The organism is Bradyrhizobium sp. 930_D9_N1_4 (assembly GCF_052076015.1).
Taxonomy (GTDB): Bacteria; Pseudomonadota; Alphaproteobacteria; order Rhizobiales; family Xanthobacteraceae; genus Bradyrhizobium.
This window is the reverse complement of the sequence record NZ_CP197236.1, coordinates 687,658-701,752: the sequence shown is the minus strand read 5'-3', so window position 1 is coordinate 701,752 and position 14,095 is coordinate 687,658. Positions and strand designations below refer to the sequence as shown.

12 protein-coding genes are annotated in these 14,095 nt (G+C 64.3%); 2 read left to right on the top strand and 10 right to left on the bottom strand.

The annotated features are described in order from the left end of the window. Positions 1 to 2: 2 nt before the first annotated feature. The 6 genes from pstC to AB7532_RS03225 all read right to left on the bottom strand — a co-directional run bounded on the left by pstC (position 3) and on the right by AB7532_RS03225 (position 6,847). A complete protein-coding gene (gene pstC / locus AB7532_RS03250; RefSeq protein WP_441239182.1) occupies positions 3 to 992 on the bottom strand; it encodes a phosphate ABC transporter permease subunit PstC in 990 nt (329 codons plus the stop codon). 148 nt (positions 993 to 1,140) lie between these two features. Then, a complete protein-coding gene (pstS, locus tag AB7532_RS03245) occupies positions 1,141 to 2,154 on the bottom strand; it encodes a phosphate ABC transporter substrate-binding protein PstS (protein WP_441233394.1) in 1,014 nt (337 codons plus the stop codon). Positions 2,155 to 2,298: 144 nt separating this feature from the next. Next, on the bottom strand, positions 2,299 to 3,597 hold the full coding sequence (locus tag AB7532_RS03240) for an ATP-binding protein (protein ID WP_441233393.1): 1,299 nt from the start codon (positions 3,595 to 3,597) through the stop codon (positions 2,299 to 2,301). A gap of 46 nt (positions 3,598 to 3,643) precedes the next feature. Beyond that, positions 3,644 to 4,699 (bottom strand): lysylphosphatidylglycerol synthase domain-containing protein, encoded by a 1,056-nt coding sequence (locus AB7532_RS03235; protein WP_441233392.1) that lies wholly within the window; start codon positions 4,697 to 4,699, stop codon positions 3,644 to 3,646. A gap of 448 nt (positions 4,700 to 5,147) precedes the next feature. Beyond that, positions 5,148 to 5,450 carry a hypothetical protein gene (locus AB7532_RS03230; RefSeq protein ID WP_441233391.1) on the bottom strand — a complete coding sequence of 101 codons (303 nt, stop codon included), beginning with the start codon at positions 5,448 to 5,450 and terminating at the stop codon, positions 5,148 to 5,150. Between the two features lie 2 nt (positions 5,451 to 5,452). Beyond that, complete coding sequence (locus AB7532_RS03225; protein ID WP_441233390.1) at positions 5,453 to 6,847, bottom strand: OmpA family protein; 1,395 nt, start codon at positions 6,845 to 6,847, stop codon at positions 5,453 to 5,455. Between the two features lie 165 nt (positions 6,848 to 7,012). Here AB7532_RS03225 and AB7532_RS03220 point away from each other — a divergent pair, with 165 nt between their 5' ends. Together AB7532_RS03220 and AB7532_RS03215 are read left to right on the top strand one after the other, a co-directional pair. Continuing rightward, positions 7,013 to 8,071, top strand: coding sequence for a polysaccharide deacetylase family protein (locus AB7532_RS03220; RefSeq protein WP_441233389.1), 1,059 nt, complete (start codon positions 7,013 to 7,015; stop codon positions 8,069 to 8,071). A 91-nt stretch (positions 8,072 to 8,162) separates the two neighbouring features. Then, the gene (locus AB7532_RS03215) at positions 8,163 to 8,975 is read left to right on the top strand and encodes an SDR family oxidoreductase (RefSeq protein ID WP_441233388.1); all 813 of its coding nucleotides are present in this window, start codon (positions 8,163 to 8,165) and stop codon (positions 8,973 to 8,975) included. 230 nt (positions 8,976 to 9,205) lie between these two features. On the opposite strand, the gene boxB is transcribed toward AB7532_RS03215, so the two are convergent. The 4 genes from boxB to AB7532_RS03195 form a co-directional block, all read right to left on the bottom strand. Next, the gene (gene boxB / locus AB7532_RS03210; protein ID WP_441239181.1) at positions 9,206 to 10,642 is read right to left on the bottom strand and encodes a benzoyl-CoA 2,3-epoxidase subunit BoxB; all 1,437 of its coding nucleotides are present in this window, start codon (positions 10,640 to 10,642) and stop codon (positions 9,206 to 9,208) included. Positions 10,643 to 10,798: 156 nt separating this feature from the next. After that, positions 10,799 to 12,487: a 2,3-epoxybenzoyl-CoA dihydrolase gene (gene boxC / locus AB7532_RS03205; protein WP_441233387.1), complete on the bottom strand. Its 1,689-nt coding sequence runs from the start codon at positions 12,485 to 12,487 to the stop codon at positions 10,799 to 10,801. Positions 12,488 to 12,606: 119 nt separating this feature from the next. Beyond that, on the bottom strand, positions 12,607 to 13,131 hold the full coding sequence (locus AB7532_RS03200; RefSeq protein ID WP_441233386.1) for a DUF309 domain-containing protein: 525 nt from the start codon (positions 13,129 to 13,131) through the stop codon (positions 12,607 to 12,609). Positions 13,132 to 13,149: 18 nt separating this feature from the next. Further along, positions 13,150 to 13,983, bottom strand: coding sequence for an alpha/beta fold hydrolase (locus tag AB7532_RS03195; protein WP_441239180.1), 834 nt, complete (start codon positions 13,981 to 13,983; stop codon positions 13,150 to 13,152). Between the last annotated feature and the right edge of the window lie 112 nt (positions 13,984 to 14,095).

Sequence of the window (14,095 nt, the reverse complement as noted above, 5' to 3'; positions counted from 1 at the left end):
CTTTACTTCCCCGCCTTCTTGTCGAGCCGCATCAGCATCAATCGCGCCGCAGCCAGCACGAAGAACGTGAGTACGAACAGCAGGAGACCGAGCAGGATCAGGCCGGACTGATGCAGGCCATCGCTCTCGGCGAACTCGGATGCGATCGCCGCCGAGATCGTGGTGCCCGGCGCGAAGATCGATGAGGAGATACGGAACGAGTTGCCGATGATGAAGGTGACCGCCATGGTCTCGCCGAGCGCGCGGCCCAGCGCCAGCATGACGCCGCCGATGATGCCGACGCGGGTGTAGGGGATGACCACGCTGCGGACGACTTCCCAGGTGGTGCAGCCGACGCCGTAGGCGGCTTCCTTCAGCACCGGCGGCACCGTCTTGAACACGTCGACCGAGATCGAGGTGATGAAGGGCAGCACCATGATGGCGAGGATCAGCGCGGCGTTGAACATGCTGAGATAGGACGGGGGACCCGCGAAGATCGCGCCCAGCACGGGGACGCCGTCGAAGATCCTGATCATGAAGGGCTGGAACGTGTTGGCCAGGAACGGGCCGAGCACGAAGAAGCCCCACATGCCATAGATGATCGAGGGAATGCCGGCGAGCAGCTCGACCGCCATGCCGATCGGGCGGCGCAGCCATTGCGGGCAGAGCTCGGTGAGGAATATTGCAATGCCGAGACCGACCGGAATGGCGATCAGCATCGCGATGAAGGAGGTGACGAGCGTGCCGTACATCGGGCCGAGCGCGCCGAGCACAGGGGGATCTGCTGACGGCGCCCAGCGCTGCGTCCACAGGAAGGAGAAACCGTATTCCTTCATCGCCGGGAAGGCCCCGACGATCAGCGACAGGATGATGCCGCCGAGGATCAGCAGCACGGAGATCGCGCTGAGCCGCGTGATCCAGTAGAAAGTGACATCGCCGAGCTTGAATGCGCCTAACGCCTTGGCGCGATCATAAGGTCCAGCGGCATCAATTACATTGCTCTCGACAGCCATCTCAGCCACGCCGATCCCCTGTACTGACTATAAGTGTTTTTGAATTGCCGGTCTCGTGCCCCGGGCACGGCGCGTCGCCGATCCGGGGCCGAAACCTTGTCGTTCACGGTGCAGCCGCCCCGGCTGCACCGTGTTGGTCGAGGAGAGATTAGCTCTTGATCTCGGCAGCCCAGGTCTTCTCGACCAGGGTCACGACGCCTTCCGGCATCGGGATGTAGTCGAGCTCTTCAGCCGCCTTGCCGCCGCTCTTGAAGGCCCAGCGGAAGAACTTGATGGCTTCCTGCGAGGCCGCCTTGTCGGTGGCATCCTTGTGCATGAGGATGAAAGTCGCTGCCGTGATCGGCCAGGACTTCTCGCCGGGCTGGTCGGTCAGGATGACGTAATAGCCGGGAGCCTTGGCCCAGTCGGCGTTGGACGCGGCCGCCTGGAAGGCTTCGACGGTCGGCTGCACCGGCTTGCCGGCCTTGTTGACGAGACCGGTGTAGGTCAGCTTGTTCTGCTTGGCATAGGCGTACTCGACGTAGCCGATCGAGTTCTTCGTCTGGCTGATGTTGCCCGACACGCCTTCGTTGCCCTTGGCGCCGACGCCGACCGGCCACTCGACCGCGGTGCCTTCACCGATCTTGCTCTTCCACTCCGCACTGGCCTTGGCGAGGTAGTTGGTGAAGTTGAAGGTGGTGCCCGAACCGTCCGAGCGGCGGACCACGGTGATGGCGTCCGAGGGCAGCTTCAGGCTCGGATTGAGCTTCTTGATCGCGGCGTCGTCCCACTTGGTGATCTTGCCGAGATAGATACCGGCGAGGGTCTCGCCGTCGAACACCATCTCACCGGGCTTCACGCCCTCGATGTTGACGACCGGAACGATGGCGCCCATCACCATCGGCCACTGCACGAGGCCATCCTTCTCGAGCTGCTCGGCCTTGAGCGGCGCGTCGCTGGCGCCAAAGGTCACGGTCTTGGCCTGGATCTGCTTGATGCCGCCGCCGGAACCGATCGACTGGTAGTTCAGACCGTTGCCGGTCTCCTTCTTATAGGCGTCAGCCCACTTGGAATAAATCGGGAACGGGAAGGTCGCGCCGGCGCCCGTGATGTCGGCAGCAAAGGCTGCCGTCGTCGTTGCGGCGACCAAGCCGGCAGCGACGATAGTTTTGATGAAATTCATGCTGGTCTCCATACAGGGGAGCGAAGCGCCATCAGCGCCCGATCGCGCTCCCCGTCCCGCCCCTTTAGGAGCGGTCGGCTGTGCTTTTACGAAGGTTTCGTGACAGCTGGATGACGCAGTCAAGCGATTGAAATCGCTTGAGTATCAGATTGCGGCGGGAGTCTTCACCTGGGGAAAGCAGGCGGCAAAAGTGGCACCCTGCTTAGGGACACTTTCGATCAAAAGCCGGCCGCGATGCCGGTTAAGAATATGTTTCACCAGCGATAATCCGAGTCCCGTTCCGCCTTGGGAGCGGCTGTCGCCGACGTCCACCCGGTAGAACCGCTCGGTCAGGCGCGGCAGGTGCTCGGGCGCAATGCCGGGGCCGAAGTCACGGACCATGACCCGGATTTCCTGAGTTCCATCAGGGGCCACGGCATTGGTCAGCGACACGATGACACGCCCGCCAGAGGCGCCGTATTTGAGCGCGTTCTCGATCAAATTCTCGAACAGGCGAAGCAGCTCCTCGCGGTCGCCCGCGATCATCACGGGCGCTTCCGGCAGATGGGTCTCGACCTCGACCTGGCGCTCCCGCGCCAGCGGCTCGAGCCCGTCGGCGACCTGGAAGATGATCGGCAGCAGGTCGACCAGGGTGTCGGGCCGGACATGGGCCGACAGTTCGACCCGCGACAGGGAGAGCAGGTCGTCGATCAGACGCGCCATGCGGGTCGCCTGGTTGTGCATGATGCCGAGGAAGCGCTCACGCGCCTTGGGGTCGTCCTTGGCCTGGCCCTGGAGCGTGTCGATGAAGCCGGACAGCGCGGCCAGCGGCGTGCGCAGCTCGTGGCTGGCATTGGCGACGAAGTCGGCACGCATCTCCTCGACCCGGCGCAGCGGCGTCTGGTCGTGGAAGGTCATCAGCATGCATTTGTCGGCGCCGCCGAAGCTGGTCGGCACCGGCACCGGGGTGATGATCAGCTCCATCCACCGGTCGACCGGGACGTGGTCGAGATAGGTCGCGCGGCGCGGCTCGGTGGTCGCAATCGACTCGCGCAGCGCCGTGATGATCTCCGGCGAGCGCAACGCGAACTGGGCGAGCTCGTTCCTGCGCAACGCCGGCGCAAGCTGGGCTGCTGCGGCATTGAGATGGATGACGCGGCCGGCGCGATCGAGCAGCACCGCCGGATCCGGCATGCCGGCGACGACTGCGGCCACCGCCGCGCTCTCGACCGGATTGATGCGTCGGACGTCGTCGCGCGACGCCGCGGCGTCGTGCAAACGCCATGGAATCAGCGCCGCAACGGCAATACAGAGGAACACGGCAACGGCATGCAGCACCGACAATTCGCCGAGCGAGACCACCACCGACAGCGCCAGCGCGGCGGCAATCAGGATGACGGTCGAGTGCCGCAGCCGGTCGGACCAGGGCTGGGCGGGGGGAGAAGATGGGGTGTCGATCGCCATCGGGGCGAGCTTCTCCTGGGGGCCATACGCCAAAGATTAGCGCCGGTCAGGCGCCGCTGTCGCTGCGCTCTCTCACATAGGCGGCCTCGGGTGCCGGGCCGGGGTCGAGCTTGAGCGCCGCCTGCTGCAGGCGCTTCGATCTGGCCCCGATGATAACCTCGCGAAACGTCAGCAAGATTACAGAGATGACGAAGGGGGCGAGATAATAGAGGACGCGGAACAGGAGCATGCCGCCCAGCAGTTCCTCGCGGTCCATCTGCCAGAGCCCGACCAGCATGGCAGCGTCGAACACCCCTAAGCCTCCGGGCGAATGGCTGGCAAAGCCGAGCAGCGTCGCCGAGACGAAGATCACCGCGACGACGACGAAGCCGAGATTCGGCTCGTCCGGAACCAGCACGTACATCGCCAGCGCGCAGAAGCCGAGATCGACGATGCCGATCGCGATCTGAAGCAGTGTCAGCGGCCCGCCGGGGAGCACCACGGTCCAGGGCCCGCGGCCGACCACGCGCGGCTGGGTCCAGACCCAGACCACATAGCCGACCAGCCCGACAATGATCATCAGCGCCGCCGTGCGGTTCAGCCAGGCCGGAAGCTGGTCGATCGAGGCGGCGGCTTCCGGATGATAGGCGATGCCGAGGCCGAGCACGGCGGCATTGCCGAGCCAGAAGGTCAGGCCGGCGAGGAAGCAGATCTTGGCGACGTCGATCGCATTCAGGCCGTAGGCCGAATAGATGCGATAGCGCACCGCGCCGCCGGTGAAGACGCTGGCCCCGACATTGTGGCCGATCGAATAGGAGGTGAAGGCGGCGAGCGCATTGATGCGGTAGGGCACGTGGGCGTGGCCGATCGCGCGCACGGCGAACAGGTCGTAGAAGGTCAGGGTGAAATAGCCCGCAGCCACGAACAGCGCCGCCATCGCAATCTGGCTCGGCTCGGTGCTCTTGATCGCCTCCATGACCTCGTTCATGTCGATGCCGCGGAGCATGTGGTAGAGCACATAGCAAGCGATACCGATGACCGCGACGCTGATCACAACTCCAAGCTTATGCAGGATTTGCTTCTGGCGCAGAAACGTCATCGCTCTGCGTATGGCTTCCAGCATCTAGACCTCGAACAACGCTTCAGCGGCCAGGGTGGCCGGCGGACAGGCGGACGACGCACAGGCACTCAACGAACCCTCGCCGCCGGCTCCGGCATCGCGCATGCCCCCTGCCCCTCCACTAGCGCGTTTTGGGGCGGAGTGGAATTCGGCAATTCGAACAAAAACTCGTGCCTTCAATATTTTAGGCAGGGTTGCAGGCTCCTGATGCACGGTTTGGCGCTTTCGGCGGCAAGACTGACGCGAATCTCCGTGGCGATCCTGCGCAGCCGCCATGAAGTTTTGATGATTTCGACCGCACAATGTTCCGTCACGGCTTAAGCCGAAATCAATCTATGGGGCGCGCCTGCCGGTTGAAAGAGGGGCAATGTGAGCGTTTGTTCACGGTGTCCCGATGCGCCGAAGGGGCGCGCAAACAGCCCTGCCCCGGCAGCCCGGGTGCACGGCAACATCACAGAGCGGCTGGCGGCGCGGTCCGCGCGACCACCCGGTCGCGCAGCCAGGCGCCGATGGTGCAGCCGACGAGATAGCAGGCGAACATGATCAGGCCGAGGTCGAGCCAGTAGCCGAAGCGTCCGGGGACCACATGCGCGAACGAGGCCGCGACCAGGGCGACAGCGAGCACCGCGAGCCAGCGCGCGGTCACTTTCGAAGTGCCGTTGCCGCGCTGGACCACGGAGATCCAGCCCATGCAGAAGCCCAACAGCAGCGAGCCGATCAGCCAGCCCATATGGAACGAGACGAGATAGGGCATCGTCACCTCACCAGAAATTCGATGCGGCGGTTCTGCGCCTTGCCTTCGTCGGTGTCGTTGCCGGCGAGCGGCTGCGTGGCGCCATGGCCGACCGCGGTGAAGCGGGTGGCGGGCAAACCGGCCTTGACCAGATAGTCGATCACGGCCTGCGCGCGCTTCTCCGAAAGCGCCTGGTTGAAGGCGTCCTCGCCGTCGGCATCGGTATGCCCGGCCACCTCGATATTGGTGGTGGGACAGCGCAAAGCCGTCTCGATGAGATGATCGAGAATGGCAGCGGAGTCCGGATCGATGTCGGCGCGCTTGGCTGCGAAGCGAATCTTGCCCTTGTTCAGCAGTTCCGTGAACAATTGCTGGCAGACGGTGCCATCGACCGGGCCCGCAGCCGGCTTCACCGTGATCTCCGGCTTGTACTGCCAGTTCTTCGGGAAGTCCTTGCCCAGCCCTGCGCGGATGTCGTTGGCGGCACCTTCATAGAGTGCATCTCCCGACAGCTTCACCTCGCGGTCCGAGACCACGAGCGTGCCGGTCGACAGCCGCGACAGCGCACCGAGCGCTGCGACCACGGAGGTATTGAAGGACGCCGGCGCGCCGATGCTGGCCTTGAGATTGTCCACCACCTTTTCGGTGAAGAACTTTCGCGAAGCACTCGTGGCAATGGCCGCGTGCACATTGTTGTCGGGCACGTAGCCGGTCAGCGTCACGGTGGCGGCGACCGGATCCTTGTAGGCCTGGAAGATATAAGGCGGCGCCTTGACCTCGTTGGCGGCGATCGAAAAACCCTCGGGCAGGTTCTTCAGCGCAGCCGCAATCGCCTCACGGCCGCCGAGGTCGCGCGCCATGCCCGACAGATTGACCTTGGTGTCGGTGATCGTGATCTTGCCGTCCTTGAGCTTGCCGATCTGGTCGAGCAGCAGCATCGCGGCCGCCTCGAACCGTGGCGGCGCACCGCGCGCCAGGGCCATCTGATCGGCGACTTCGACCCCGTTGACCTCCTTGCGCGCCGCCTCGGTCAGGCGGGCCTTCATCGACGGCAGGGGCGCGGAGCCCGACAGGGTCACCCGCACCACGTCGCGCTCGGCATTCCAGACAAAGGGCTGGGCTTCTGGAACAAGGCGGGTCCGGTCGTCGACCAGGCGCACGCCCGGGACGATCTCGACCGCCATCACCGCGTCGCGGCGCCCTTCCTCGGAAAAGGCGTCCGCGGCCAGGCTGACGTCGCGGCCGTCGACCGCGATCCGGGTCTTGTCCAGAACGGTGTCCTTGAGGGCGGCCGAACTGCGTGCGGACAGGTCCGCCTCGACCGGCAAGGTATTATTCCAGGCCGCAAATCCCCACATGACGGCCAGGGGGATCAACCCCGGCCACCATTTGCTGGCCCACCTGAAAAGCTTCTGCATTCGACGACCCGAACTCTGGAACCGGAGACAAAACAAACCCTTGGCAGGCTGTCAAACCGGAAATGAGGCCCTTCCAAGGGCCGCGCATGGACAATTGGAATAACTTTTTCTTCAAGGGTGTCACCCTAAGTTGAGGGTGGAATGCCAGGGGTCGGCCAGCCGGTCATGAAACAACTCCGTAACAACGTCATCCGCGCCGGGCTGGGAGCACTCTATTTCAGCGGGGCGCACCACCTGTTGCGCCCGCTTTTGTCGGGCGTGGGTGCTATTTTCATGCTGCATCACGTGCGGCCGGCCCGCGAGGCCGCATTCCAGCCGAACCGGCATCTCGAAGTCACCCCGGAATTCCTGCGCGCCACGCTGAGCCATTTGCGCTCGCGCGAGATCGACATCGTCAGCATGGACGAGCTGCATGAGCGGCTGGTGCAGGGCCGGTTCGAGCGCCGCTTCGCCGCCTTCACCCTCGACGACGGCTACCGCGACAATCTCGACTATGCGCTGCCGGTTCTGCGCGAATTTGACGCGCCTTTGGCTGTGTATGTCGCCAGCGATTTCGCCGAGGGCACCGGACGTCTGTGGTGGACCGCGCTCGAAGCCGTGATCGCCAAGGCCGAGCAGGTCGACGTGCAGATCGGCAATTCCGCGCTGCGGTTGGACGCGACGACACCGGCGGCAAAGCAGGCGGCGTTCGACCGCCTGCACGACTGGCTGCGTGCGTTGCCGGGCGAGCACGATCTCAAGCGCGAGATCGAGGCGCTGTGCGCCAAATACGACGTCGACATGGAAGCGCTGTGCCGCAGCCTGTGCCTGTCATGGGATGAGGTGAAGGCCTTTGCCGCCGATCCGCTGGTCACGATCGGCGCCCACACCATCAGCCATTGCAATCTCGCCAAGCAGGGCGAAGAGATCGCAACGCATGAGATGGCCGTGGGTCGCGCGCGGATCGAGCAGGCGCTCGGCCGCAAGGTTCAGCATTTCGCCTACCCCTATGGCGACCGCGAGGCCGCGGGCGACCGCGAGTTCGCGTTGGCCGCGGCTGCCGGCTTCAAGACCGCGGTGACGACGCGGCCCGGTATGCTGTTCGCTGAGAATGCCGGCCACATGACGGCGCTGCCGCGCGTCTCGCTCAACGGCAATTACCAGGACGCGCGGATTCTGCCGGTGCTGACCTCGGGCGCCGCGACCGCGATGTGGAACGGCTTCCGCCGTATCGCGGCGGCTTAAGGCCACGATCTCCGCCGTCATGCGGCATTCGGCGCATTTCTTGACTCCCCTCCCCGCCACGCTCAAAACGTCGCGAACCAAGGGAGGCACCATGTTCAACGATCTGTTCTCGCTCAAAGGCCGCGTCGCGCTGGTGACCGGCGGCTCGCGCGGCATCGGCAAAATGATCGCGGCGGGATTTCTCAGCGCCGGCGCGGCAAAGGTCTACATCACCGCGCGCAAGGCGGGACCGTGCGAGGCCACCGCGAACGAGCTCATCGCGCAGTATGGCGGCGAATGCATCGCGCTGCCGATCGACATCTCGACCGTTGCCGGTGCGGAGCTGCTGGCGAGTGAATACGGCAAGCGCGAGCCAAAGCTCGACATCCTCGTCAACAATGCGGGCGCAGCCTGGGGCGCGGAGTTCGACGAATTCCCGGAGAGCGGCTGGGACAAGGTGATGAACCTCAACGTCAAGGCGCCGTTCTTCCTGACCAAGGCGCTGGCGCCGACACTGCGCGCGTCAGCCTCCGCAGAACGGCCGGCGAAGGTGATCAACATCGCCTCGATCGACGGCATCTTCGTCAATCCCGGCGAGACCTATTCCTATGCGGCGAGCAAGGCCGGCCTGATCCATCTGACGCGGCGCATGGCGGTGAAGCTCATCCCCGACAACATCGTCGTCACGGCGATCGCGCCGGGCCCGTTCAAATCCGACATGAACCGCGCCGCACGCGATCACGCCGACGAAGTCTCGACGCGTGTGCCCGCGGGCCGCATCGGCACCGACGAGGACATGGCGGGCGCGGCGATCTACCTCGCCTCGCGCGCGGGCGATTACGTGGTGGGCGCTACCATCGCGGTGGATGGTGGCATCGTCTACGCGAACGCGGGGATCAAGGGGAGCGGGTGGGATAGCGATTGAGGTAGGACAACGCTCTACGCTCGCCTCACACGCCGCTGTCGTCCCGGACAAGCGGAGCGCAGATCCGGGACCCATAACCACAGGGAGCAATGTGGCGAAGGCTCGGAGTTGTCAGCTCGCTCCATAACCTCTCCCTGGGGTTATGGGTCCCGGATCTGCACAAAGGCCAGACAACGCATCGCGTTGTCTGGCCTTTGCTTGTCCGGGACGACAGTGAGTGTGGAGCAGTCTTACGACTCGATCTTCACATACTCGAAATCGCCGGGCTTGTTGTCGATGCCGACTTTCGGCGGCGAGATCCAGGAGGCGAACACGCCGGTCTCGGTGACGGGCTGCATCAGCGAGGTGATGAAGTCGCCGTCGGCGGTCGAGGGCAGCCAATCGTCCTTGCGCTTGGCCCAATTGGCGTCGTCGATCAAAAGTCCATCCGGCGTCGCGTGGATGCTCTTGAACTCGCCGATGTGGCGATGGAAGGCCACGTTCGGCAGCTTGAGCTGGAAGTCGTAGCCGGCGGTCGAGATCACCTTGTTCCAGCGCAGCATGCCCTTGACGCAATCCTGGCTGTAATCGTCGCGCAGGCGCATGTTGAGCGCGGTCAGCGCCGGCTCGTCGACCAGCTTGATCTCGCCGTCGATGAACTTGAGCACCGGATAGGTCGCGTTCTTGAGCTGGTGATCGTCGTCGATCTGGGTCTCGTGATAGCGGCCCTTGATGCCGGTGTTGAAGGCATTGGCCGCGTTGGTCGAGACTTCCGAACCGAACAGGTCGAGCGACAGCGTATAATGCAGGTTCAGCTTCTTCTGGATGGTCGGAAGATCGATCACACCGAGCGCGCGGACCTTGGCGATATCGGTGGGATCGGTAATGCCGGCTTCGCGCATCGCGTCACAAGTGCGCTGCACGACGCGGGTGATACCGGTCTCGCCGACGAACATGTGGTGCGCTTCCTCGGTCAGCATGAAGCGACAGGTGCGCGACAGCGGATCGAAGCCCGATTGCGCCAGCGAGTGCAGCTGCATCTTGCCGTCGCGGTCGGTGAAGTAGGTGAACATGAAGAACGACAGCCAGTCGGGCGTCGCCTCGTTGAAGGCGCCGAGCATGCGCGGCGCATCGGCATCGCCGGAGCGGCGGCGGAGCAAATCATCGGCTTCTTCACGGCCGTCGCGGCCAAAATACTTCTGAAGCAGGTAGACCATCGCCCAGAGATGGCGGCCTTCCTCGACGTTGACCTGGAACAGATTGCGCATGTCGTAGAGCGAGGGCGCGGTTTTGCCGAGATGGCGCTGCTGCTCGACCGAGGCCGGCTCGGTATCGCCCTGGATCACGATCAGGCGGCGCAGCATGGCGCGATATTCGCCCGGCACTTCCTGCCAGGCCGGCTCGCCAAAATGCTCGCCGAACGGCACGACGCGGTTCTCTTCCTGCGGGGCCAGCAGAATGCCCCAGCGATAGTCGGGCATGCGGACGTAGTCGAACTTGGCCCAGCCGCGCGGATCGACGGAATAAGCGGTGCGCAGGTAAACCAGCGATTCCTGGAAACCTTCCGGCCCCATGTCGCTCCACCAATCCATATAGCCGGGATGCCAGCCTTCCAGCGCCTTCAGCACCTGACGGTCTTCGGCGAGATTCACGTTGTTCGGAATCTTGGTCGAGTAGTCGACGTTCATGATGTTCATGGCCGTACTCCTTGTTCGGTCTCGTGTCCCGGACGCAGTGCGGCGCGAAGTGCTGCACTGCTGAGCCGGGACCTATTGCTCGGTCTCTGTGGGTCCCGGTTCTGCGTCGCATCACTTCGTGCTGCGCCGCGCCCGGGACACGAAAAGCTAGACTCTCGTCATATCGAATTTCGGCTTCTGGCCGCTGCCATAGCGGCGGAGCGCGCCTTCCTCGCCGACCGCGTTCGGGCGCTGGAAGATCCAGTTCTGCCACGCGGTCAGGCGCGAAAAGATTTTCGATTCCATCGTCTCGGGGCCGACGAAGCGCAGGCTCGCTTCCATGCCGGTGAGGCTGTCGGGCGAGAAGCTGGCGCGCTCCTCGAGGAACACGCGGACCTCGTCGTCCCAGTCGATGTCGTCGAGCGCGAAGGTGACAAGGCCGAGTTCCTCGGCCTGCTCCGCGTCGAGGGCGGTGCCCATCGTGGCTTCCGCGCGCTCCACATCCGCCGGATCGGCCTGGAAGCGCGACTCCAGTCGGGTCAGGCCGTGGCTCATCGGATACGGGCCGAAATTCATCGCGGAGAGTTCGATCGACGGCGGCGGGCGATTGTCGCCCTGCCGCGTACCGATCAGCATGTAGGAGCGGTCGGCGGCGAACACGAGTTCGGCGAGCGTGCCGGCAAAGCAGGAGCCCGGCTCGACCAGCGTGACCAACGTGCGCGAGGTGACGTCGATGCGCTTGAGCACGCGCTTCCAGTAGTGGCGGATTTCGTTGACCAGCCAGTGCGCCTTATTGGCTTCGAGGAAAGCGTCGCTGGCGAGCACATGGGCGCGGTCGCCATGGCTCTTGAACACCAGCATGGCGATCTCGAGCTCGTTGATGCGCAGGTGCAGGATCGCATCATCGATCTCACGCGCCACCCGCAGCGGCCAGAACGAGGCGCCCTGCGCCAGCAGGCCGTCGATGTCGGCGGGTGCTGCCGCCTCCGGCGCCTTGATCGAGATGGTGGCGATGCGCGCGGCGCGGTCGATGTCGACCGTGACAAAGCCATAGCGGATGCTGGTCTCGTCGATGACACGCTTGAGCGGGGTGAGCGCGATGCCCTTGCTGCCACCCTTGCGCTTCGAGCCATCGGCGAATTCCCTGGCGCGTTCGGCGACTTTGGCCTCGAGCTTCGAGTTCGGCGCGATCTCGTCGACGAGGCGCCACTGCACCGCGCGCTTGCCCTTCACGCCTTCCTCGATGGTGCAGAAAAAGTCGGCGTGGTCGCGACGCACTTTTCGCTTGTCGACCACACGCGTCAGGCCGCCGGTGCCCGGCAGCACCGCGAGCAGCGGCACTTCGGGCAGCGACACAGCCGAGGCGCCGTCGTCAGCGAGGATGATATGGTCGGTCGCCAGCGCAAGCTCATAGCCGCCGCCGGCGGCGGAGCCGTTCACGACCGTGATGAAGCGCTGGCCGGAGTTCTCCGAGGAGTCTTCCATGCCGTTGCGGGTCTCGTTGGTGAATTTGCAGAAGTTCACCTTATGGGCATGGGTGGAGCCCGCGAGCATGCGGATGTTGGCGCCGGCGCAGAACACGCGATTTTTGGCCGAGCGCATCACCACGACCTTCACCTCGGGATGCTCGAAGCGCAGCCGCTGCACCACGTCCGCAAGTTCGATGTCGACGCTGAGATCGTAGGAATTGAGCTTGAGCAGATAGCCTTCGAACAGGCCGCCATTCTCATCGACGTCCATGGTCAGCGTCGCGACGTCGCCATCGACCGCCAGCTTCCAGTGCTTGTAGCGGGACGGTTCGGTCTGGAAATCGATGAATGTCGCGCCACCTGCGAGGCGCCGATCTTCCCCGGCCATGGGCCACCCTTGAGCTTGTTATGCGTTGTCGCGCTTACCGTTAGATGCACAATAGTGCATCTTTTGGGAGGCGTCTAGTCCTTAACCGCCCATGCATGCACTTTGTTTCATGCAATCGGCTATGACCGCACGATGGCGCTGAGGGCGATCCAGTCGGCCTTGGAGAGCTGGGGACGGCCGAGCTTGGCCTGGAGCAGCGCGTTGAGCGCCGGAATCGGAAAGCTCTCGACAAAGCCGTCGCCGCCAGGAGCAGCCTTGCGCGAGCTCAGCGCCCGCAACTCCGTTTGCGCGTCGCCGAACAGGCGGGCGGCCGAATGGGAGCGCTGCATCCGCAGCCGCAGATTGGCATTGGACACATGAATGCAGGCGCGCAGCAGGATCCGCTCGCGGCCGCCCTGCGGTGCGGCGGCCCAGACCGCCTCCAGCACCTCCTGCGATTCCCAGAAATAGCCGCGGTCGTTGAGCGCGAGCCCGTAGCGCAGCGCCGGATGGCGCGCCGGCACATAGCCGCGGAAGGCCGAGGGCACCAGCGCCTTGGCCATATCGAGCGTCTGGTAATCCGCATCGACCCCGCCGGCCTCGCCCGGCACATAGGCCCATCGCGGCCACGGCAATTGGCCGCTCGCATGTGAAGGCACATTCATGGATGTGCCTCCGCATGATCATGCGGCGCGTACCTGGAGTCCCTGATCGTCGCGCAGGGCCGCGCTTGCAAATTGCTCAATTGCGTCAAGCGTCGCCCCCGGCGCTTCACGATGCGGGGAATGGCCCGCGTCTGAAATAATTTTCAAATCTACCGGACAGTAACACTCTTCCCGCGCAATTTCGACCTGACGCAGTGTCCCATATTGGTCGGCCGCACCTTGCAGGACCATAATGGGAACGCGGACATAGGCCAGATATTCCGAGATGTCCCAGTCGCGGAATTTAGGATCGAGCCAGGCGCCGTTCCAGCCATGGAAGGCATTGTCGACGTCCTTGTGCCAGCGCGCGAGCTTTGCCTTGAGGTCGGTGGTCTCGAAGGTGGTCTTGATCGCGGCGATGGATGCCACCGAGATATCCTCGACGATGAAATGCGGCGCCATCAGCACGAGACCTTGCAGCCGATGGTCCTGATGCGCGCCGGCATAGATCGTCGCGATCGAGGCGCCGTCGGAATGACCGAGCAGCAGGCCGCGCTTGAAGCCGATCGCATCTAGAATTTTCGGGAGCACGTCCAGCGCTTCGCGCTGCATGTAATCGAGCGGCCGCGGCAGCGTCACCGGGCTGGATTGACCATAGCCTGCGCGCGAATAGACGAAGATGCCTGCGCCGGTCGCCTGCTGAAGATTTTCCGGGAAGTCGCCCCAGAGGCCGACGGAGCCGAGGCCTTCATGCAGCATGACAATGGTGGGCGCATCGGCGGATGCTGGCGCGAGCCATTTGTATTCGAGGCTGGCCGTGCCGATGTCGAGGAAGCCGGTGGGGGTGAGGGTCATGGTCGAATTCTCATTCATGGCCAAAGCCGAGATGCCCACCCTCCCCTGGAGGGGGAGGGTCGATTCACAGCGAGCGTAGCGAGATGTGAAGCGGGGTGGGGTGACAGTCTCTCCGCAGATGCGGTGCCCG

What these genes read in the sequence shown, in the direction of transcription:
- boxC (WP_441233387.1), bottom strand. Translation starts at nt 12,487, where the DNA reads ATGGCCGGGGAAGATCGGCGCCTCGCAGGTGGCGCGACATTCATCGAT.
- boxB (WP_441239181.1), bottom strand. Translation starts at nt 10,642, where the DNA reads ATGAACGTCGACTACTCGACCAAGATTCCGAACAACGTGAATCTCGCC.
- AB7532_RS03235 (WP_441233392.1), bottom strand. Translation starts at nt 4,699, where the DNA reads ATGCTGGAAGCCATACGCAGAGCGATGACGTTTCTGCGCCAGAAGCAA.
- AB7532_RS03195 (WP_441239180.1), bottom strand. Translation starts at nt 13,983, where the DNA reads ATGAATGAGAATTCGACCATGACCCTCACCCCCACCGGCTTCCTCGAC.
- AB7532_RS03230 (WP_441233391.1), bottom strand. Translation starts at nt 5,450, where the DNA reads ATGCCCTATCTCGTCTCGTTCCATATGGGCTGGCTGATCGGCTCGCTG.
- AB7532_RS03200 (WP_441233386.1), bottom strand. Translation starts at nt 13,131, where the DNA reads ATGAATGTGCCTTCACATGCGAGCGGCCAATTGCCGTGGCCGCGATGG.
- AB7532_RS03220 (WP_441233389.1), top strand. Translation starts at nt 7,013, where the DNA reads ATGAAACAACTCCGTAACAACGTCATCCGCGCCGGGCTGGGAGCACTC.
- pstS (WP_441233394.1), bottom strand. Translation starts at nt 2,154, where the DNA reads ATGAATTTCATCAAAACTATCGTCGCTGCCGGCTTGGTCGCCGCAACG.
- AB7532_RS03240 (WP_441233393.1), bottom strand. Translation starts at nt 3,597, where the DNA reads ATGGCGATCGACACCCCATCTTCTCCCCCCGCCCAGCCCTGGTCCGAC.
- AB7532_RS03215 (WP_441233388.1), top strand. Translation starts at nt 8,163, where the DNA reads ATGTTCAACGATCTGTTCTCGCTCAAAGGCCGCGTCGCGCTGGTGACC.
- AB7532_RS03225 (WP_441233390.1), bottom strand. Translation starts at nt 6,847, where the DNA reads ATGCAGAAGCTTTTCAGGTGGGCCAGCAAATGGTGGCCGGGGTTGATC.
- pstC (WP_441239182.1), bottom strand. Translation starts at nt 992, where the DNA reads ATGGCTGTCGAGAGCAATGTAATTGATGCCGCTGGACCTTATGATCGC.